Here is a 19,659-nt window from a genome sequence, read left to right as displayed (position 1 = left end):
AAAGTTCTCGGTCACGGGACACGAGCTTGCCATCCGACAGCGAGCGAAGAACGCTCGGGACCTCCGCGGGTGAGAAGTGGGCAAACGACTTTGGTCGTTTGCCGAGCCCGCGCCGCGTGTTTGCGCCGCTCGACGGCCAGCGCTTCCGGGAGCCGGAGCCTGGCCGGTGGCGGGATGGTGCTCCGCGGCATCGGGTGATCCTGTTGAGTCACGTGGGGCCGGTCAGCTCACGTGCTCGTAGAACACCCCGTGCTTGCTCCGCATGAGGGCTTCGATTGACGTGGCGAGGTTGGTGTCGTGCACCAGCAGGCCCAGTTCGATGTTGGTGTTCTCGGCGCTGTAGGAAAAGTTCGCGCTGGTGAGCAGCGTGATCATGCGGTCGACGACGATGAACTTGGCGTGGCTGACCAGCGGCTGGTGGCCTCCGGGTGGGGTTAGCGTCCGGAGTACGGTCGCCTTCGGTAGCTGGGCCGCGACGGCTGTCGGGGAGCCGGCGTGGGCATCGAGGTACACCGTGACGCTCAGGCCGGGTCGCACTGCTGCGCTCTTGAGGGCAGTCCACATGCCCGAGTGCGGAGTGAAGTTGAAGCTGGAGCAGACGATCGACATCCGTGCGTCGTCGATGATGCGTTGAGCTTCGCTGGTGAGACGGCCGGTCGTGGCTTCGGCACCAGGCATGGTCCAGACGGGGGAGATGGCGGTTCGGACGGATCGTGCGCCGGCGATGGCTCGGAGTATGGCGACCGACTCGTCCCGGTGTTCCGAATCGAGCTCGGCCGCCTGGAGTAGGCGCTTCACCTCGCCACGGCGGGCGGCGTGTACTTCTTTCAGTGCCTGACCCGTGGTACCGCCGGCGTGTAGGACGCTGGCGAGTCGCTGCGCCTCGTAGGCGGTGAGGAAGGCGCCGAGCGCAGTACAGGGATCAGTGGACATCGATGGTGCCGAAGAAGCCGGGGACTCGCTCGTCGTCGATGCTGGGCAGGGTGAGCAGAAATCTGCGGTCGAGGAACCGGTTGGCGCGTTCGCATGAGGTTTCCGAGGAAAAGCTGCAGCAGTGGCAGGCCGCGCCGTGCAGGAAGTCCTCGCCGTGCCGTGGTGTGCGCTGCCCGCAGACAGGATCGGAGGAGCAGCGGGCTGCTCTGCGCAGCGCGTCGAGCAGGAGTCCGTGCAGCCGGTCCGGGTCGCTGAGCGCGACCAGTCCGCCGAGGGTTCCCTCGCTGTCGGAGGCAGTAGTGCAGATGAGCAGTCCAGCGGCGGCGGGCCGGTCAGGGGTGGCCGGCCAGGCGTATAGGCGTTCGCTGAGGCTGGCGGCGCCGTAACCGCAGGACATCGCCATCTCGCGGATGAGGATGTGCGCCAGGCTGTGGATTAGCCAGTAGCGCGGGGCGGGGAAGCGGGTGTCGGGGTCGATTTGGGCGGCGGTGGCGGAGAAGCGTCGAGAAAAGTTGTGCCGGTGGGCTTCGCGGTGCGCCCGCCACAGGCCGGTCGGCAGGATCTGTGCTTCCCAAGCGGCGATGGCGGTCTCGTCCAATTGGAGGAAGATGCCCTCGCCGCGGTCCTCGGTGGCTGGCACCCAGGTGGGGCGACCGTCCCGAGTGAGCTTGACGAGCCGGCTCGCGAGGTCGTTAACCCGGTCCATCTCGTCGATGCGGGTGAAGCCGATCACTGCGTTGACCTTCTTCATCCGGTTCACAGCGATTACCCGGTGCACTTGTTTCGGGAGTTCGGCGGCGGTGGGCATCTCGGTGACCATCAGTCCGCTGGAGTCCGGCTGTTGCGCAAACAGGCTCGGCTTCTGCAGGTAGTCCCACTCCGGCACCAGCAACTCGACCGGGTCCCATTCGCGTAGCCGCTCCCGGCGTTCCTCTTCCGACGGCGGTGGGGCGAGTCCTTCGGCTGCCGCTGCGGTCAGCTGCTCGTCGGTGACGCCGGCAATGGTGCACTTGTTCGCGACCAGCAGCGAACGAAGCACGTTCGGCAAAGTGGCGTAGTCGGCCAGTTCCGTCGGGGTTAGGTTTGTGCGTAGCTTGGTGGCGAGTGCGGTCTGCTGCTGCTCCTCGCTGCGGGGCATGACGATGATCGACTGGGTCGAGGCGAACCAGAGGTTGGAGGCGCCCATCATCATCAGCGAGACGTCCAGCCTGCACGTGGAGTCGAAGGCGTTGAGGTGCGGGTGCCGGCCCCGGCAGGGCGGCAGCTTTTGCTTGCCGATCTCGCCCTGAGCTTCACCCATGCGGCGTTGCTGTTGGCAACGTTCGCAGGTGATGACCGCGCCGGCGCCCTGGCCGATGTTGCTGTCGCGCAGTTTGAGGTCCGGGTGCGGGGCGGTGGGGCAGGTGCTGCCGCGGTGAACCCACAACGCGTACGGGAACTCGTCGAGGTGGCCGTTGGCGCAGGCGAGCAGGTAGCGAGCGGGCACCGCCGGGCTGCGCCTAGCCTTTCCCTTCGCGGGCGCCTTGGCCGTTCCCTTCGCTGCCCCAGCGAACGTACGGCCAGGGCAGCTTGCGTGTTCGAAGGTCGCCAGATCGGGCCGGAACGGGTGGGCGTTGGTGTAGCTGAACCGCGAGAGCGGCCCGAGGTAGTCACAGCCGGTGCAGCGCAGCCACTGCGGGAACACCCGCGCTGGAATGCCGAGGTCGGAGCCTTCCTGTGACATCGCGCGGGCCTTCGGCTGCCACGGGAACGGCCGTAGTTGCTGCACCCGGGGCCCGAGGTGAAGCTGGACCACTTTGAGTAGCCGTGGTTCCTCAATCGTCGGTACGGTGGGCCGCCGCCGCCAGATTGGCTCCCAGTCGTCAAGGCCGGCCGGCATGATCGAAAACTGTGGCAGGTCCATGATCGAGCCCACGCCGTAGGTGTAGAGCAGTGACGACGGGCGGGCTGAGCCGACCTTGGCCCGGTTTTTGACGTGTGACTGCTCGCTGTCGGCGAGCGGGTCCAAGGGCTCCGCCGACTCATAGATCATCTGGGCTGCGTCGTCGTCCGTCACGTGTCTTCTCCTTGCGGCAGTTCCCATGGCGGCGCATCGTCGGGTTCGACGACGAAAAGGCGCTCGGGTATGGGGCTGACCAGCAGGTTGATTTCCGGCTGGACCTCCCGCATCGAGTGTGCGACGACGAACGGTGCACGGTCCGGCTGACCCCGGTGGGCCTTTGCGTTCTCCGGGCTGATCAGCAATGGCAGGTAGCTGTCGTTGTCGCCGGTGCGCTCGTACACCAGGGTCTTGCTGAGCTTGCCGGCATATTTTCCCCGCGCCTTCCACTGGTCCCATCGGTTGGTCAGCCGCTCGTGCGCCTGCGCCATCAGGTCGTCCAGCTGGGCCGCTGGCCGAATTCGGGCGTCGAGCCGATTGATCAGGGCAGCGAGAGCGTCCTGTTCGTCCCGGACCCGCCAGGCGGCCCGCTCCGGCGACAGCCCGTCGTCGCGGTGCGCCTGCAGCACCCGTGCCGCGCTGACCAGCACCCCATCGATACCCCGGTCCAGGGCCGTGGGCGAGAATGGGGTGACCGACAGCGCCTCCACCTGCGCGTAGAACGTCTCGTGGTAGTGCCGGAACTGCTCGTAGTGGGCCAAATCGCGGGGCCGCGCCCAGTTCCCGAGCGCCACGACCAGACCGGGCCGGCCGCCGTCCTCGCCTGGACGGCCGACGTCGCGGCCCACCCGCGAGGATGCCTGAATGTACTCGGCGGTGTTCTTCGGCTGCCCCACCACCAGCATCAGCCCGAGCCGCTGCACGTCCACCCCGACCTGCAGCATCGAGGTAGCCAGCACCACGTCGAACGGGTCGGCCTTCGGCCGCTCCACCCGCTCGCCGGCCTTCTGCTGCTCGAGCCGCTGCCGCATCGCCGCCGTCGTGGCGTGGTCCGGGTCGAACTCCAAGGCCAGGTTGTCCAGGTTCCGTCCGATGTCGGCCGAAGCGATGCGGGAGGTCAGCTCGCCGGTGACCAGCCGCCCGTACGAGCCGAGCCGCCGTGGGAAGCCCGATCCGGGGCGGGGCTGCCGGACCCGGTTCTGCACGTCGTCAGCCACGTAGCGGGCCATCCCGGCCAGTTCCCGGGTCGCGTTGAAGTAGCCCACCAACGTCAGGTACGGATCGGCGGCCGAGCCACTGCGGTCGAACAGCAGCTGCCCGGCCAGCAGCAACACCTCGGCGACCCGGATCTCCGCGCTCGACAGCCGTACTCCCTGCGCACTCACCCCGAGGTAGCGTCGGCCCGGCGTGGTCGGCCCGATCGGCAGCTCCTGGGAGAAGTACGTGTCGGCCACATCCAATACCTGCGGCGGGAAAATCTGGACGCCGCGCCCGTACAGCCCGCGCACCTGATCGTCCGCGCGGCGCACGGTGGCCGTTGACGCCACGATCATCGGGCGGACCGCCTTGCCGGCTGCGGTCTCCCACGACGCGAGGGTCTCCACGACCACCTCGAACAGCCCCACGGCGGTGCCCAGCGCCCCCGTGATCAGGTGCAACTCATCCTGAATGATCAGATCCGGGGGCCGGAGCCGTCCCACCGGCCGCACGGTCGCGGCGGGCAGACCGGGCTCAGCCTGGTGACCGGTGCTCACACTGCAACCGGCGTAGTCCGGGTGCACGTAGCCGTGCCGACCGCAGTACCGGCCGACGTAGCCGAAGAGCGACGCCGCCTCGCCCTCGCGCGCCAACCGAGCGAACTTGTCGACCGTCGCGATCACGAACGCGGGCGGCATCCGGTAGATCTCCTCGTCCACCGTCAGCATCGGCAGGCCCTCATCCACCGGACCACCCTTGGCGAACGGACACTGCCCCATATCGTCGCCGCAGAAGACCAGCACCCGCCGAGTCGCCTTGACCGGCTTCACGTTCGCGGCACCGATCGGACTGCCGCACCACGGGCACCGCTGCACCTGCAACACCGTCAACCGGTGCCCGCCGTACGCGTTGGCCTTGCGCAGCTGCTCGTCCGCCTCGTCCCACCGTTTCGGGCTCACGTCGGTGCCGACCCACAACCCGATCCGGAACGGCGTGCTACCCCACGCTTCCTCGTCCCGGCGGCGGACCAGCTCCGCCGCACAGACCAGCGTGGTGGCCCGCTGGAACTGCTGCGCGGTGAGCAGGCGCAACGTGTACCGCATCAACACGGCCACCCCGTCCCGCCCGTCCAACGGCCCGTCGGCGGAGGCCACCACCTGCTGCCGGCGCCGGATCGCGAACGTGTACGCCGCCAGACCCAAATACGCCTCGGTCTTGCCACCACCGGTCGGGAAGAACAACAACTCCACCCGGGACAGTTCGCCACTGCGCGCCGCCGCGGTGGGATCGGTCAACGCTGGCAGCTGCATGAGGATGAACGCCAGCTGGAACGGCCGCCACGATGACGGCTTCTCCCGCTCGTCGGCTTCGACCTGATCGCGGGCGTCGTTGAACGACAGGCTCGGGTCGGAGCTACGCAACGCCCCGATCCGCGAGTGGACCCGCTGGTCCCGCATGACCTCGTTCATGAACCGGAAGCATGCGAATGCCTCTGGATCAGCCACCATGTGCGCCAGCCCGTCCGCCAGCCGCTGCTGCGCCGTACGCGCCTCGTCCACGACCTCCTCGGCCAGCTCCCGCAGCTGCTGGGGGAGCTGAGCTGCCTTCGCGGCCTCACCGTCGAGCCAGGCCCGGTAGCCATCCACCAGGGGGAGGAGCCCACCACGAACCTGGTCCTGGCTGGCCTTGGCCAGTGCGTCCATGGACAGCACCGCGTCCGTGACGGACCGGGCCTGCGTCTGCGGTGTCTCCGCGACCGGCAGCCACGTCGTCCACACCGCCGTCGCCCGCCGCGCCCCCGGCCCCACCCGCCAATCCACCGAGCAGGTCCGCCCGACCGCGAACTCCAGCCGGTTGCGGTACTGCAGGTGCAGCCGGCGCAGTTCGTCGTCGTGTTCCGGCCATTCCTGCTCCAGGACGTCGTGCACCGGCAGGAACACCGCCGCATCGCCCGCCTCGACGTGCAGCTTCGTCTGGAACAGCCACTCGTGCACCGGGATCGTCGGCGGCGTCTCCCGGTCATTGACCAACGCAATCTCAATCAACCGCCGACCGAACCGGGTGTCGTCGTAGGTGTCGATTCGCAGACAGACCTGACCGGTCAGCATCCGGGTGTACGTCCGCCCCGGTGTCAGCTCGGCCACCGCGATTTTCTCGATGATCCCGACCGGCGTGCGCTGATAGCGTCGCACCGCCCGGTTTCGCTTGTCGACCTCACCGGTCTTCACGCTCTCGTACGTGCCCCAGGACGCGGTGACCGTGAACTCGGCCAGATCGTTCGGCACCTGGAACCGCAACCCCATCGACGACGGAATCATCAGCCCCTGCTTCGGGGCCTTGTCGTCGGCGTCATCCTCCTCACCCTCGACGTCGGTGCCGTCGGCGGATTCGACCGGAATCCCACGCTGGGCATGTAGACCCGCCGCATCAGAACGGATGCCGACCAGGCCATACCCGTCCTCCGCGCCGGCTGGATCAGCGTCCGGCTCAGTAAGCTTCACCGGCGCGATGTGCCCCACCAGGTAGAGCTGACGCGGGCTCACCGCCAACAGCTCCTCCGGACCACCTGATGGCCCGAGCAGTTCCCGCTCCAGGATGTCGACCAGGTTCTCCCGAACCGTGTACGAGGTGCCGTCCGGCTCACAGGCGAGCCGGTGACCCGGCGCGGAGTCGGTCACAGCAGCGCCTCCTGACCCTCGTGGACCACCGGCTTTCGCTGGCGAGCCGGCGCCTTCTTCGCCGCCTTCGGCTGCTGCGCCGCCGCGCGCCGCAGATTCTCCGCCAACAACCGGTCCAGGATCTCCACCCGCGCCGTCGGACTCACTGTCCACCGCGTCATCTGACGGTACGAGTGAAAGCCATGCTCCAGCGGCACCTCCGACCAGCCGTACGCGGCCATCACCGCCTCGTCCAGCTCGACATGAATCCGCCGCAACCGGGCCACGTCCGCATCGTCGCCGTCAGCGACTCCAGGGTTGTTGACCAGGTTGTACAGCTTGGTCAACCCGAGCCCGCGCCGCAGCATGATCTCCCGCCGCTCGACGTCCAGCATTCGACCCGCCTCATCCAACTCTGCCGATTTCCCTGGCAGCGGAAGGCTTGAGAAGACGTCCGAGGGCGTGTAGCTGACGTCGGTCCGCAGGGTCGAGCTGTACTTCACCGCCCATGCCTGATGGACAATCGATGACAGTACAGCCTGTACCGAGAACGATTCTGTCGCGAAAACGCACGTTTTCTCGTTGAAGACGAATCGGTTCGGCACTCGAAGCGGCATGACAGTCTTGCTGATCCTGGCGATCACCAGCACCTCGTCAAGCCCGGCGATCGCTTCCCGCATCGCCGGGCGTGTCCTGAGAAACTGCCACCAGTTTGATTCTGCAACAGCCTTGGCAGCCTTCGCTCTCTCAGGCTGGACAAGTTCTTCAATGCGGCCGAACGGCCGGCGGAGCCGGGCGGCACAGATCACGCAGTAGCCGGTGAAGTCGATCACCCAGCGGGAGGCGGAGCAGTCCGGCCGGGAGTTGAGGTCCTCGCCATTGAGATATGGGAAGAGCACCTCCGTATTGCGCTCGTCCTCGTCAATCCACGCCTGAGCTTCCTCGGGATCGAGGACGAAGCCCTTACCGAGCACAATGCAACCCTGGAAAGCGATAGCTTCGTTCTCAGTTAGCCTGGTCGGAGTGCCGTCTACCTTCCCGGCCGGTTCGAGCAGCGTGGAGATGCGCGGCACGACCACGCCGTCCGCGACCCGGTCGGCGGCATCGGCGACCGGGCCGAGGCTGCCCCAGACCGCCGCGTACTCCAGGTTGGCGCTGGCCGACGGCCAGGCGGCGCTCTGCACCGCGCGGGTGATGGTGAGTCCGCCGGCGACGACGCGGTCGAGGCCGACCTGGCGGGTGTCGCCCTGGGCGATGGTGTTGGTGGCGATGAGACCGAGCGTCCCGGATGAGCGCAGCAACTCGACCACCCGGAGCAGGAAGTAGGCGACCAGGTCTGCGCTGCCCCGGGTCCCCCCGGCAGTCTGGTGGACGAGCCAGTCCCGGACGTTGGTGCCCATCGCGCCGGTGAGCTTCTGGCCGCCGAGGAAGGGTGGGTTGCCGAGGATGGCGTCGAAGCCGCCGTGGTCGACCAGCACGTCCGGGACCTCGAGCGCCCAGTGCAGTGGCTGCCAGCGTTCGTAGTCCGTCACGACGGTCGGCGTCAGCCCCGCCTCGAGGATCGAGTCAAGGGGCTCGTAGTCGACGGCCGTGCCGTCGGCTGGCATCGCCGCGGCCACCGCCTCGGCCAGGTTCTCGTACGCCTCGTCCAGGGCTTTGCCGGGTTTGCCGCCGAGGCGGAGCCCAGCGGCGATCACCCCGTCGGCCACCTGGCGGAGTTGGGCGGTCAGCTCGCGCGAGCGGTTGAGCTGGCGGCGTTTGGCGGTGGCGCTGCGCATCGGGTCGTGCTCGCGTACCTCGCTGGCGAGGTCGCGGCGGATGTCGACGGCCCGCCGGATGGTGCCGTCCATGTCCTGGGCGGTCAGTCTCGCCTGCTGATGGGTGGGCGCCTCGATGTGCAGGGCGCGGAGCTGGCGTAGGTCGGTGAGGCCGAGCAGGGAGTTGCCGTGCAGGATCTTGTCGTCGACGAAGGAGAACGGCAGGTCGCGGTCGAGGGAGACCAGCCAGAGCGACAGCTTGCACATCTCGACGGCCATCGCGTTGATGTCGGCGCCGTAGAGGCAGCGGGCGACAACTTCGCGCATCGCGTGTTGGCCGAGGTCCTGCCGGTGGGCGTTGGCCGGCTCCTCGGCGATCAGTGCCTCGACGAGACGGGCGGCGAGGTAGCGGGCGGCGGCGACCAGGAAGGCGCCGGAGCCGACGGCGATGTCGGCCACCTTGAGGTTGCGGATTTCGTCCGGGCCGCGCAGCTTCCACGCCCCGCTGCTCTCGGGGACCTGGTGTGGGCCGGGGGAGTAGCAGAGCGGTTCGAGCGCGTGCCGGACCACCTCCTCGGCAAGATCTTTCGGGGTGTAGTGGGCGCCGGCGTTGCGCCGTGACGGCGTCTCGGCGACCACCAGGCCGCCGGCTAGGAAGACGGTGGGGCGGTCGCGCAGGTCGGGCCGGATGATGGGGGCCCAGGGGAGCAGGCGTGCGCGCAGCTCGTCGTCGTCGGTCACGGCGCGCAGCATGCGGTCCGCGTCGTCGCCCGGCGTGGCGGCGAGCCGCTTCGCCAACGCGGTCGCGCTGGGTGGGGTGGCGGCGGGCTGGTTCTCCTTGAGCCAGGCGATGATCCCGGTGGCCAGTTTCGCCGGAGTCGCAGTGGCGTCGGCGAGCTGTTCCAGCACGGTCAGCGGGAGCTCCGGCTCGGCTCCGGTGGCACCGAGGAGGCCGACATGAGTGTCGCCGGTGACCCGGGTGCAGGAGTAGCCGAGCAGCCCTTCGTAGATGTAGCCGATCTGTTCCACGTCGACGTCCCGGAACGAGATCCGGCGGGCGTCACCACCCTTCAGTAGGGCGACCTGTACCGAGCGCAGGACATGCAGCATGACCCGGTCGGAGACAGGTAGGGCGAGGGTGCCGTTGTCGTCCGAGGCGGTCAGGAACGGGTACCGGTCCGGGTCGAACAACGATCCGCCGTACGCGGGCATGCGCATGTTTTCGAACGACGCGCCCCGGTAGAGGGCCTGGCTGGTGGCGAGCAGCCGGTGCCAGGCCAGGTAGGTGCTGTCCAGCGACTCCTCGCCGTCGTGCAGCCGGCGCTGTTCGAGGCCGTCGAGTTCACCGCTGATGCCGTACCCCTGTAGGAAGAGCTCGCTCTGCGGGAGCAGGCCGCGCTCCTCGGCGAAGAGCAGGAAGACGACGCGCATCATGACCGTGACGGTCGCGGAGTAGGTGTCGTGTGGATCGTCCGGGAGCGGATCGCGTAGGCCGCGTCGGTGGTGGTCGGCGGCGGTCTCGGCGAACGCCTGGATCAGCAGCTCGACGGCGCGGCGGACCTGGGCGCCGAGAGCTTCGGTGATCTCCTCGGCGGCGGCCACGGACTCCTCGAACAGCTTGGGGAGCCGTTCGTTGGGGTCGCCGCCGATGATGTACTGCCGGGCGATGACGGTGAGGAAGGCGTTGCGGGTCAGCGGTTCCTCGACCCAGGTCTGGGCGTCAACGACGCCGACGGCGACCATCGCGTCCGGCCGGGCGCAGACCAGCGCCCACCAGCGGCCGTCGGTGACGATGCCGGTCGCGATGCCGGCGCCGCGCAGCATCGCCTCCATCCGGTCGATTGCGGTGGCGGCCCAGCCGTCGGTGCCGGTGGCGTGCAGGCTGTCGCCCTTGTCGACCACGCTGACCAGCGCGCCGATGCCGTCCGGCCCGTGCAGCGCGGCCTGCGGGGTGATGGAGATCCGCCGGTCGGGCGAGTGCGCGGTCACCCCGGGCGCGCAGTCGGGGCCCCAGGCGAGCGAGGTACGCCAACCGGCGATGTCCCGCAGGACGGTCTGCACCCAGCCGTCGCGTACTTCGGCGTACTTGGCCTGAACGGTCCCGTCGTCCGGGTCGATGTCGAGGGCCTCCCAGGCGTGGTCGAACGCGGGCCTGGCCTCGCGGAGGACGTCGAGACGTTCGGGGCCCAGGGCGGGCATGCCCTGGGGCCACACCCGCTTCAGCGGCGGGACGGCCAGGAAGGGGCCGTCGGTCTCGACCAGTTCCAGCCACGCCCGGTGCAACTCGGTGGCCGTCTTCGGACGGAAGGTACGGGTGGTTCGCATCAGCGGGAACCTCCTCGTCGGGCGTCGGCCGGGGTGAGCGCAAACAGCACCGCTGCGGCGGTGGTGTGTGGCTTGACATCGCGGTACCGGTCGGTGATCGCCGCGATCTCCCGCTGCTCCTCGTCGCCGAGTTCGTTCCGCCGGCGGCGCATCGTCTCGATGTCGTGGCGGCGCTGCCGCTGCTGATTGTCGGGGAAGAGGGCCAGTTGGTCCTGCATCTCGGCGCTGGTGAGCTGGTCCAGCGATTCGTTCAGGTTGCGGCGGAACGCGGCGAAGATCTCCCGGGCCCGGGCGACGTCGGCCTGCTCGCGTGTGGTCAGCTGGTCGCTGACCCGTTGATGACGGGACTCGGCGCGGCGCGTCATCGAGTCGAGTAGCCGGGCCCGTAGCGGGGATCCCGGCTCGTTCCACTCCCCGGCCAGGTCGGCCCGGACGTCCGCAGCGGCCAGCTTCAGCCCGCCGGCGTCGAGCGCCTGGTCGAGTAGCTGTTCGGCGCGTTCCTCGGCGATGGTTCGGCGACCCCGCAGACGTACGCCGGCGAGGAAGATCTCTTCGTGTAGGCGTAGCCCGCCCCGGCCGACCAGCACCATCCGGGTGACGGCCGCGACGAAGGACTCCTCCAGCCCATCCACCACGACTGCCGTGACCCGGTGCAACGACGTGTCCGCACTCCACAGCGACCGTCGCAGCAACCGTTGAGCTTTTTTCACCAGCGGATGACCCAGGTGGACGTAGACCAAGTCCTTCCGCCCTGAAGCTGCCTTGTCGTCGAACGTGATCGGTCGCAACACGCCGGGCTCGGAGCGGGTGTCCAGGCCCTTCAAGGTCGGCTGCCAGGCGGGGCCGAGCGGCGGTACGGTGAACACGGCGGCGTCGGTCCGGTCGTCGCCAGCCACCATCAGGGGCGGCTGGTGGCTGATCCGCAGGGCGGTGTCGACCACCCGCCGTAGGTTCTCCGGCTCCAGGTGCAGCTCCGTCCGACTGTCGGTGTAGCCCCTCTCCAACTGGGTCAACCTGCTGTTCAGGTCTAACCCACCGGCCAACGCCTTGTTGATCACGGCGTTGCCGTTGAGCGGGGCCTTCTTTCGCCGTCGGGCGGACGATCGGGTGAAGTGGTCTTGGATGTCGTCGGCGATGACCTGGTTGACTGACCCGAGGTCACGTCCGACTGTCATGACCTTGCGGGCGATCCGGCCCATGAACTCCAGGTCCGCGCTGTACATGGTCGCCGAGCGGTCCGGCGAAAACTGAAACACCAACGGTGTCTGCTGCTGCCCGTACCGGTCGATGCGGCCGATGCGCTGCTCCAACCGGGACGGGTTGAACGGGATGTCCAGGTTGATCAGCCGGTAGCAGTGGTCCTGCAGGTCGATTCCTTCACCGGCCGCGTCGGTGGCCAGCAGTACCCGCACGGGGTTCTTCGTCGACGGTTCGGTGGTGAAATGTTCGCGGATCAGTTCGCGCTCGTCTGTCGGTGTCTGTCCTTGGATGACTTCCAGCACGTCGCCGTAGCCCTGCTGCACCAGTACCCGGTGTACCCACTCCAGGGTGTGCGCGTACTCGGTGAACACCACGACGCGCTCGTTGGACCAGAATCCACCCGGTCGGCAGATTGCGTCCAAGGCGGTGATCAGCTCATCGAGGCGGGAATCGGGTCGACTTTCGAAGCTCAGCCCCCACTCGGCCAGCCGTTGCAACTCGTCCGGCGTGGCGGCGACCAGCGGATCGGTGGCCTTGCTGCGCCGCAGGGCCGTCGCCTCGTCCTGCTCCCATCGGCCTTCTTCTTCGTCGGCCTGCCCCTCGCCGAGGATGTCGTCATAGTCCCAGTCCGTCGGCGCCTGACCAACCGACCGCGCGGCGAGGTACGACTGCAAGGTCATGCCGAATGCCCAGGGGCTCGACAGGAACCGCTTCTTGAACAGCATCGCGGTGATGTCACCGGACTCGCCGGTCCCGTTCGCCTTCGCGCTCTCGGTGAGAATCCGATCCAGCAGAGCAAACGATTCCTGTTCGTCGCCGTGCGGCGTGAACGGGATGATCCGCAACTCCCGGGGCTGGAAGCCTTTCTCCGGCAGGTCCGACTTCAACCGTCGAACCGTTACCTCCCGCAACGCCCGTTCGTCCAGCAGCGCACCGCGGCTGAACCGGCGCGAATCGATCATCTCCAACAGCGCGGTGAACGACTCCGGATGCCCGTTGTGTGGAGTGGCGCTGAGGAAAAGGCGGTGCTCACACTTGTCCGCCAGATCCCGGACCGCAATCGTGCGTTGCGTGTCTACAGCGTAGCCCCGCCCGCCCCCGATCGCCGACGGGCTGGCCGGTGCCACGTGGTGCGCCTCGTCCACGATCAGGATGTCGAACGCGTACCGTCGGGCGGTCTTCGTGCTCGCCGCCTGCGCGTAGACGTCACGCAGCATCCGCTGAGCGCGCACCTGCGGCAGCCACGCCATGCTCACGATTACCCGAGGATAAAGCTGGAACGGGTTTGCGTGCAGGCCGTAGCGACGCCGTACCTCGCGCATCATCTCGCTGTTGACTATCGTGAAATCCAGACCGAACTTGTCCCGCATCTCGTCCTGCCACTTCAGGGACAAGCTCGGCGGACATACCACGATCGCGGTACGTGCGCGGTGCCGTAGCAGCAGCTCCTGCACCACCAAACCGGCCTCAATGGTCTTGCCCAGGCCGACATCATCGGCCAGTAGAAGGTTCGTCCGGGGCAGGGACAGCGCTCGCCGCAGCGGCTCCAGTTGGTACGCCTCCACGGCAACCCCACTGTGGAAAGGCGCCTGCACGCTTCGGTCGTCCGCTGAAGTCACCGCACCCCAACGCATCGCGTCTACGAATCCAGCAAGGGTGTTCGGGTTATCGAAGGCGTCCGGGTTGACCTGGGTCGGTAGTCCCTGAGCGGGCGTGACGGTGTGGCCGACCTCCAGTTCCCAGACCACTGTCAGTTCTTCACCCAGCCGGTCCTCGTCGAGCGCCTGAAGGGTCACCGCATGGTTCAGTGAGGCCACGGCTTCGTCCGCCGGGCTGCGCGGCAGTCCTTGCGGCTTGACCTGCGCTACCGCCCAGGTCGACCCGCGAACTTCAACGACCTGACCTGACTCGGGAATGGCAAGTGGGGCGACACCTGACATGGTGGTCGCCCTAGTGGACGAGAGTGTCACCGAAAGACCCTAACCCGTACGCCTACGCGATCAAGTCAATCACCTGTCGGCTACCTGACTGAAGATTTCCATTCACATCTGGACGTATCAACCAGCCGTTTGGATTTAGCGGAACAATTCGGGCAGCTCAATGGGGCGTCCGCGCTCACCCTGAGACAGCCGGGGTGAGAGAAGTCGGGGCAACGGAGATTTGCCCCCGCAGTGGCGTGACGTCCGCACGGCAAGCCCGCAACGTGGCAGGGGAGTTGTTCGGCGACGGGCCCTCTTGGCTATCAGCCGGTCCAGCATTGCGGAGCGGTATTGCCCCTACCGGTCTAACCGATACTCCCGATCATGCCCTGCGCAGTACGAGCAGGTCCAGGGCGTCGATCACCGGCCCGGCGTCCGTGAGCGCTGCCTGACGCAGGCGGCGTACGCCGGTGTCGTACTCCTGGTCGGTGATCAGTTGCAGCGGGGTGTGTGCCGCTCGGCGCAGGGTGCGCGCCGCTTCGGGTAGCGATGCGGCGGTGATCTGCGGGATCTGCTCCAGGCCGACGGTGGAGAAGCCTGCACCGGCGAAGGCTGTTTCGACCTGGGCGATGCTCGGGTAGGTGTCCAGAACCCGGACCGCCTCGGGGAAGTAGCGGAACAGGGTGATCGCCTCGTGCCGGCCGGCGAACGCGGACCGGATCAGGACGAGTGCACCGGGGCGCAGGACGCGGCGTAGCTCACGTGCTGCGACGTTCAGGTCGGGCACGTGGTGGATGACGGTGGAGATCCAGGCAGCATCAGCGCTTGCGTCGGTGAGCGGGATGTCGGCGGCGTCGCCCGCGAGGACGGGTTGGTAAACCGACCGTTCGCGCATCGCCGCTGACGGCTCGACTGCGGTCACCTCGAGGCCGGGGAACCAGGAGGAGAACGCCTTGGCCCAGCTGCCCGTGCCGGCACCCAGGTCCAAAAGCCGCAGGCCCGGTCCCGGGTCCAGGTGCCGGGCCACGGCTGTCCGCCACTCGGCGGCCGCCTGGTCGCCGAGGTGCCGGGTCGATGCGAACGCGTCGGCGTCCGTGTGGTCGAACGCGATGCGAGCCATGTCGATGAGCAAACCGTGGCAACAGGGCGTGAGGCAAGGAGCCCAATTGTGACAGTTCACATACGTCAGTTCCGATGGAACGACTACGACGCTGTGGTCGCGATGTGGACAGCGGCGAGTCGAGATGTCCTGCCCCGCGCTGAGCTGGAAGCCAAACTGACCCGCGACCCGGAGCTGTTTCTGGTTGCCGAGCTGGGTGGCGAGGCGGTGGCCGTGATCATGGGAAGCAGCGGGATATGACGTCCACGAGCGCCGTTGCCGACGTACGTGCCTGGCTGCGTCAATGCGGAACCGAGTCGATCGAGCATCCCGGCGGAACCCTCTACGCTCACCTGTGCCGGGTCCAGGAGCGCCTCGCGGACCTGGGTTACGGACTCACGGTGCAGTCAGCCGGCCTGACCCATGCCGCCTACGGCACCGACGGCTTCGACCTTGCCCTGCTCGACTGGAAGGACCGCGCCACGCTTCGCGCGCTGGTCGGCGAAGCCGCGGAGAAGCTGGTCTACCGGTATGGTGCCTGCGACCGGCGGCGCAGTTGGCGCGGGCTCGCGACCACCGGCGAGGTTGTCAACCGCTTCACCGGTCACGTGATCCGGTTCGACGCCGATCAGCTGACGCCGTTCATCGATCTGACTGTCGTCAACGAGCTCGATGTGATCGCGCAGGATCCGGCGCTTCTGGACAAGTATGGGGAGTACTTGTCCACCTTGTTTCGCTCGTGGACGCCGGCCATGTCGGCGTCGCTCGTTGCCGAAGTTCGCCGTATTTTCGACCACTGATGCCGCGGCGGTGCTCGCCACCGGCGTAGGCAATTCGGGTTCTTCCGTGGTCGGGCTGCGGCTGTTGCCCCGGAGACCAGCTAGGACAAAAGATTTGCACAAAATTATTTGAGCTACTACGGTCGATGCATGTCACCTGGATCGAGCCGGCGACTCAAGAACGTAGCCGAGCTACGGATGCTCACCCACCCGTTGCGGCTACGGTTGTTCTACGCGTTGACCGCAGCGGAGGAGGCGACCGCGTCCCGGCTCGCCGAGTTGGTTGACGAGTCGCTCTCACTGGTCAGCTATCACCTGCGGGAATTGGCCGCGCACGGATTCATCGAGGAGGCGCCGCGTCGCTCCGGTGATCGGCGGGAGCGCTGGTGGCGCAAGACCCACGAGGGCTTCAGCTTTGCGGGGTCGGAGTTCGCCCGGGATCCGCAGGCCCGGGGCGTGGCCGTCGCCGCCAAACGCCAGCTGCTGGCCCACCAGATCAGCCGGCTCGAACGCTGGATCGACGAGGATCACGCCTGGGGAGAGGAGTGGACCGACGCCTCACTCGCCAGCGAATCGTTGCTCCGGCTCACGGCGCCCGAGCTGGCCGAGCTGAGCGCGGAGCTGACGGCGGTGGCGCAGAAGTGGGCTGAGCGCGGGCGGGTCGGTGCCGAGGACCGACCCGACGCGCCCGCCCGGGAGCACGTTCTGATGTTCATGCACGCCTTCCCGTTCCCGCCGTGACGCCGCAGGCGGCCGCGGTCCGACAACCGCCTCCCTACCGGGACGGGAACGTCCTGCGCTGGCTCGCTGGTTTCGGCGTGTCGCTGGTGGGCGATCAGGTCTATTTCGTGGCGTTGGCCTGGACCGCCGCCCAGGTTGCCGGCGCCGGTGGGGCCGGATTGGTCCTGGCCACCGCGTCGGTGTCCCGGCTGGGGCTACTCCTGCTGGGTGGGGCGGTGGTGGACCGATGGGGTGCGCGGCGGCTGATGCTCGGCAGCGACGCGCTGCGCTGCGCGGTGATGGCCGCTGCGGCGGTGGCCACGGCCGCCACCGAACCGGCCCTCGCGGTGCTGATCGTGGTGGCGCTGGTGTTCGGGGCGGTGGACGCGGTGTTCCTGCCCGCCGTCGGGGCGCTGCCGCCGTACCTGGTGGCAGCGGAGCACCTCGCCCGCCTGCAAGGCATGCGGATGGCGCTGGCACGGGGCGCGATCGTTGCTGGTGCGCCGCTCGGCGGGGCGGTCGTGGCCGCAGCCGGGATCGCGGCGGCGTTCGCGCTCAACGCGCTCACCTTCGCCGTTTCGGTGCTCGCCCTCGCCGCGGTCCGACTCCGCCCGGGGGCAGAAACCAAGCCCACCGAGGGAGCCGGCCGAGCAGCGGGGATGGGGAGGGAGGTCCGGGCCGGGCTGGTTGTGGCCGCGCGGTCACCGCTGCTGCGTACGACTCTGCTCGTCTCGGCAGTCGCCGAGTTGGGCTTCACCGGCCCGTTCAATGTGGGCATCGCGCTGCTGGCCCAGGAACGCGGTTGGGGCGCTGCGGGGGTCGGTCTGATCGTCGGCGGTTTCGGTATCGGTGCCGCAACGGCAGTGGTGGTGGTTTCGGTGCTCGGCCACCTTCCCCGAGCTGGCCTGCTCGTTGGCCCGCTCGCCGTGCTGACCGGTGGTGCGCTGGTCGCTGTCGGTTCTGCCCCAACCCGGCTGTGGGCGGTCGCCGCGTCGTCACTGCTCGGCGTCAGCGTCGGTCTGGCCGGCACGCTCGGGACAGCCCTGCTGCAGGCGTACACACCGCCGCAGTATCTGGGCCGGGTGATGAGTCTGAGCAGCCTGGCCGGCTTCGGTGGCATTCCGGTCAGCTATGCGCTCACCGGTCTGGTCGCCGGGTTATGGGGGCCGGCGGCGGCGTTCCTGGGCGGGGCTGCGCTCGCGGGAACTGCCGGGCTCGTTGCTCTCTCGAGCCCGGCACTGCGCCGGGCCGCGCTCGCCGCCACGCAACGTCGTACCGATGCGTTTAGCCGAAAAGAAGCAGGCCGGCTGAAGAGTCGCTGCCACGGTTTCGTCAGATCTCGGAAGAACTGCAGGTCAAAGGCGTGATGCAGCGGCTGCGATCGGCATTGGTTCTACGGCGTAGCGGGTGGTCCGCGTGTGCGGTGGGGGCAGCCCATCGGTTGTTGGTAGCGCCGTCGAGGATCGTTGCTCATCCGGCGATACACCACCACAGGTGGTGTGGGGAAGTGTTGCTGCCTGGCCTCCGTGTTGGCTAGACCGTGGCGAGGATCCGGGCCAGCTGGGTCGGACGAGTCAGCATCGGCCAGTGTCCAGAATCGATGTCGATCAGGTCGACGTGCTTGGCTCGGGCCAGCTCGGGTACGTCTCCCGCAGCAATTGACTCCCACGCTGCGTCGGGCGTGAACTCGGGGCACACCACCACGACCGGGACCTCGAATCGTCGCCCGTCCGTCAGCCGTACGACGCCCTTGGCCACACCCTCGGGAACCGGGATCGCCGCCGCCGCGAAGGCCTGCCGGGCCTGCTCATCCAGGTCGGCCGCGTCCGCCCCGTCGAACGGTCGCCAACCCGGGAACGGCATGACACCGTCGCTGATCTCGAAGAAGTCGGCGTACGGCCGCCCATCAGTGGAGGGGAACCCGCCGATCAACACAACCGTGGCCACGCGTTCGGGCCGGGCGTCGGCCGCCATCCAAGCCAGGGTGCAGGCGGCGGAGTGTCCCACCACTACGGACCTGCCAGGACCACTGTCGACGACGGCCAGCACCGCGGCCAACTGATCTGCCAGCGTCGCCGAGCTGTTCCCGTCGCCCTGTCCCGGCAGGGTCACCGGTACGGCGTGGCGGCCTGCCTTCCCTAACTCGCACTCGACGGTGTTCCACACCGACCCGTCGAGCCACAGGCCCCCCAGGAGCACGATCTGTTCTGCAGTCATGGAAGCAACCTAGACGATCTATTCCAAGGGGTACGGGGACAGCGAAGAGAGGCGAGGGCGTCCATGATCGACGTTGCTGAGCAACAATGACCATGGAGGCCACGTGCACGTCGATCGGGACACCCTCGCCACCGCACTGTACGTGAAGATCGACGACGTGTTGAAGTCGTCGCCCCAGCTCACCCGGTGGCGACCCGCAAACGGGATCGCCCCGAAGATCACCGACGCCGAACTGATCACCCTGTCGGTGTTGCAAGCCCTGCTCGGCTACCACAAGGAAGCCCGCTGGATCCGCCACGCCCGCATGAACCTGACCCACCTGTTCCCCTACATCCCGAAACAGCCCGGGTACAACAAGCGGCTGCGGACACTCGGCACGCAGATCACCCACCTGATCCGGGTTCTGGCCCTGGACACCGACCTGTGGCAGCACCCGGTGCGCATCGCCGACTCCACCCCGGTGGAGTGCGGACGCTCCCGCGAGACCGTCAAACGCTCTGATCTGGCCGGGTGGGCCACCTACGGCTACTGCGCCTCGCACTCACGTCGCTTCTGGGGCCTGCGTCTGCACCTGGTCACCACCGTGCACGGACTACCCGTGGCATTCGCCCTGGCCACCGCCAAAACCGACGAACGCGAAGCACTCATAGACCTGTTCGACCTGGACACCGGCCTGTTGACCCATCCCGACGGGCTGATCCTGGTCGTGGACAAGGGCTACCGCGACGCTGCCACCGAACAACAGCTGACCGAACGCGGCGTCACCATGATCCGCCCCGCCTACCGCACCGAGCAGCCACGCCCCGGACGGACGCTACTACGCGCAGTACGACAAGGCATCGAGTCCGTCAACCAGACCCTCAAAGGTCAACTCGACCTCGAAAGACACGGCGGCCGTACCGCCACCGGCGTACTCGTACGCGTCGCACAACGCATCCTCGCGATGACCGCCGCGATCTGGCACAACTGGACCACCG

General features: G+C 68.0%; 12 protein-coding genes. 5 read left to right on the top strand and 7 right to left on the bottom strand.

Annotated elements, in window-relative coordinates; translation table 11 throughout:
• Window positions 1-222: 222 nt before the first annotated feature.
• The 6 genes from drmC to H0524_RS24110 form a co-directional block, all read right to left on the bottom strand.
• The gene (gene drmC / locus H0524_RS24135; RefSeq protein ID WP_180200704.1) at window positions 223-933 is read right to left on the bottom strand and encodes a DISARM system phospholipase D-like protein DrmC; all 711 of its coding nucleotides are present in this window, start codon (window positions 931-933) and stop codon (window positions 223-225) included.
• The gene (locus H0524_RS24130; RefSeq protein WP_309225221.1) at window positions 923-2,989 is read right to left on the bottom strand and encodes a DUF1998 domain-containing protein; all 2,067 of its coding nucleotides are present in this window, start codon (window positions 2,987-2,989) and stop codon (window positions 923-925) included. The genes drmC and H0524_RS24130 overlap by 11 nt, the downstream gene beginning before the upstream one ends.
• Window positions 2,986-6,687 (bottom strand): DISARM system helicase DrmA, encoded by a 3,702-nt coding sequence (drmA, locus tag H0524_RS24125; protein WP_180200703.1) that lies wholly within the window; start codon window positions 6,685-6,687, stop codon window positions 2,986-2,988. Before drmA ends, H0524_RS24130 begins: the two co-directional genes overlap by 4 nt.
• The gene (locus tag H0524_RS24120) at window positions 6,684-10,748 is read right to left on the bottom strand and encodes an Eco57I restriction-modification methylase domain-containing protein (RefSeq protein WP_218942553.1); all 4,065 of its coding nucleotides are present in this window, start codon (window positions 10,746-10,748) and stop codon (window positions 6,684-6,686) included. The genes drmA and H0524_RS24120 overlap by 4 nt, the downstream gene beginning before the upstream one ends.
• Window positions 10,748-13,888 carry a DISARM system SNF2-like helicase DrmD gene (gene drmD, locus H0524_RS24115; RefSeq protein ID WP_180200702.1) on the bottom strand — a complete coding sequence of 1,047 codons (3,141 nt, stop codon included), beginning with the start codon at window positions 13,886-13,888 and terminating at the stop codon, window positions 10,748-10,750. Before drmD ends, H0524_RS24120 begins: the two co-directional genes overlap by 1 nt.
• A gap of 361 nt (window positions 13,889-14,249) precedes the next feature.
• Window positions 14,250-14,987 (bottom strand): class I SAM-dependent methyltransferase, encoded by a 738-nt coding sequence (locus H0524_RS24110; protein WP_180200701.1) that lies wholly within the window; start codon window positions 14,985-14,987, stop codon window positions 14,250-14,252.
• Window positions 14,988-15,035: 48 nt separating this feature from the next.
• On the opposite strand from H0524_RS24110, the gene H0524_RS25230 reads away from it, so the two are divergent.
• The 4 genes from H0524_RS25230 to H0524_RS24090 all read left to right on the top strand — a co-directional run bounded on the left by H0524_RS25230 (window position 15,036) and on the right by H0524_RS24090 (window position 17,832).
• The gene (locus tag H0524_RS25230; protein WP_255436215.1) at window positions 15,036-15,227 is read left to right on the top strand and encodes a hypothetical protein; all 192 of its coding nucleotides are present in this window, start codon (window positions 15,036-15,038) and stop codon (window positions 15,225-15,227) included.
• Window positions 15,224-15,766, top strand: a complete 543-nt coding sequence (locus tag H0524_RS24100; protein WP_180200700.1) for a DUF6817 domain-containing protein — start codon at window positions 15,224-15,226, stop codon at window positions 15,764-15,766. The genes H0524_RS25230 and H0524_RS24100 overlap by 4 nt, the downstream gene beginning before the upstream one ends.
• A gap of 129 nt (window positions 15,767-15,895) precedes the next feature.
• Window positions 15,896-16,486 carry a helix-turn-helix domain-containing protein gene (locus H0524_RS24095; RefSeq protein WP_180200699.1) on the top strand — a complete coding sequence of 197 codons (591 nt, stop codon included), beginning with the start codon at window positions 15,896-15,898 and terminating at the stop codon, window positions 16,484-16,486.
• Window positions 16,483-17,832, top strand: coding sequence for an MFS transporter (locus tag H0524_RS24090; protein ID WP_180200698.1), 1,350 nt, complete (start codon window positions 16,483-16,485; stop codon window positions 17,830-17,832). The genes H0524_RS24095 and H0524_RS24090 overlap by 4 nt, the downstream gene beginning before the upstream one ends.
• A gap of 166 nt (window positions 17,833-17,998) precedes the next feature.
• Here H0524_RS24090 and H0524_RS24085 read toward each other — a convergent pair whose 3' ends face one another.
• Window positions 17,999-18,682: an alpha/beta fold hydrolase gene (locus H0524_RS24085; protein WP_180200697.1), complete on the bottom strand. Its 684-nt coding sequence runs from the start codon at window positions 18,680-18,682 to the stop codon at window positions 17,999-18,001.
• A 103-nt stretch (window positions 18,683-18,785) separates the two neighbouring features.
• On the opposite strand from H0524_RS24085, the gene H0524_RS24080 reads away from it, so the two are divergent.
• Window positions 18,786-19,659 (top strand): IS982 family transposase (locus H0524_RS24080; protein ID WP_180200696.1); only part of this gene is annotated, 874 nt, incomplete at its 3' end.

Source organism: Salinispora sp. H7-4 (assembly GCF_013416675.1).
Taxonomy (GTDB): Bacteria; Actinomycetota; Actinomycetes; order Mycobacteriales; family Micromonosporaceae; genus Micromonospora; species Micromonospora vitiensis.
Note: the sequence above shows the minus strand (reverse complement) of the source record. Positions and strands in the feature narration are given on the sequence as shown.

Coding starts and splice junctions, on each gene's coding strand:
- drmC (WP_180200704.1), bottom strand. CDS start 933: ATGTCCACTGATCCCTGTACTGCGCTCGGCGCCTTCCTCACCGCCTAC.
- H0524_RS24120 (WP_218942553.1), bottom strand. CDS start 10,748: ATGCGAACCACCCGTACCTTCCGTCCGAAGACGGCCACCGAGTTGCAC.
- drmD (WP_180200702.1), bottom strand. CDS start 13,888: ATGTCAGGTGTCGCCCCACTTGCCATTCCCGAGTCAGGTCAGGTCGTT.
- H0524_RS24110 (WP_180200701.1), bottom strand. CDS start 14,987: ATGGCTCGCATCGCGTTCGACCACACGGACGCCGACGCGTTCGCATCG.
- H0524_RS24100 (WP_180200700.1), top strand. CDS start 15,224: ATGACGTCCACGAGCGCCGTTGCCGACGTACGTGCCTGGCTGCGTCAA.
- H0524_RS24095 (WP_180200699.1), top strand. CDS start 15,896: ATGTCACCTGGATCGAGCCGGCGACTCAAGAACGTAGCCGAGCTACGG.
- H0524_RS24085 (WP_180200697.1), bottom strand. CDS start 18,682: ATGACTGCAGAACAGATCGTGCTCCTGGGGGGCCTGTGGCTCGACGGG.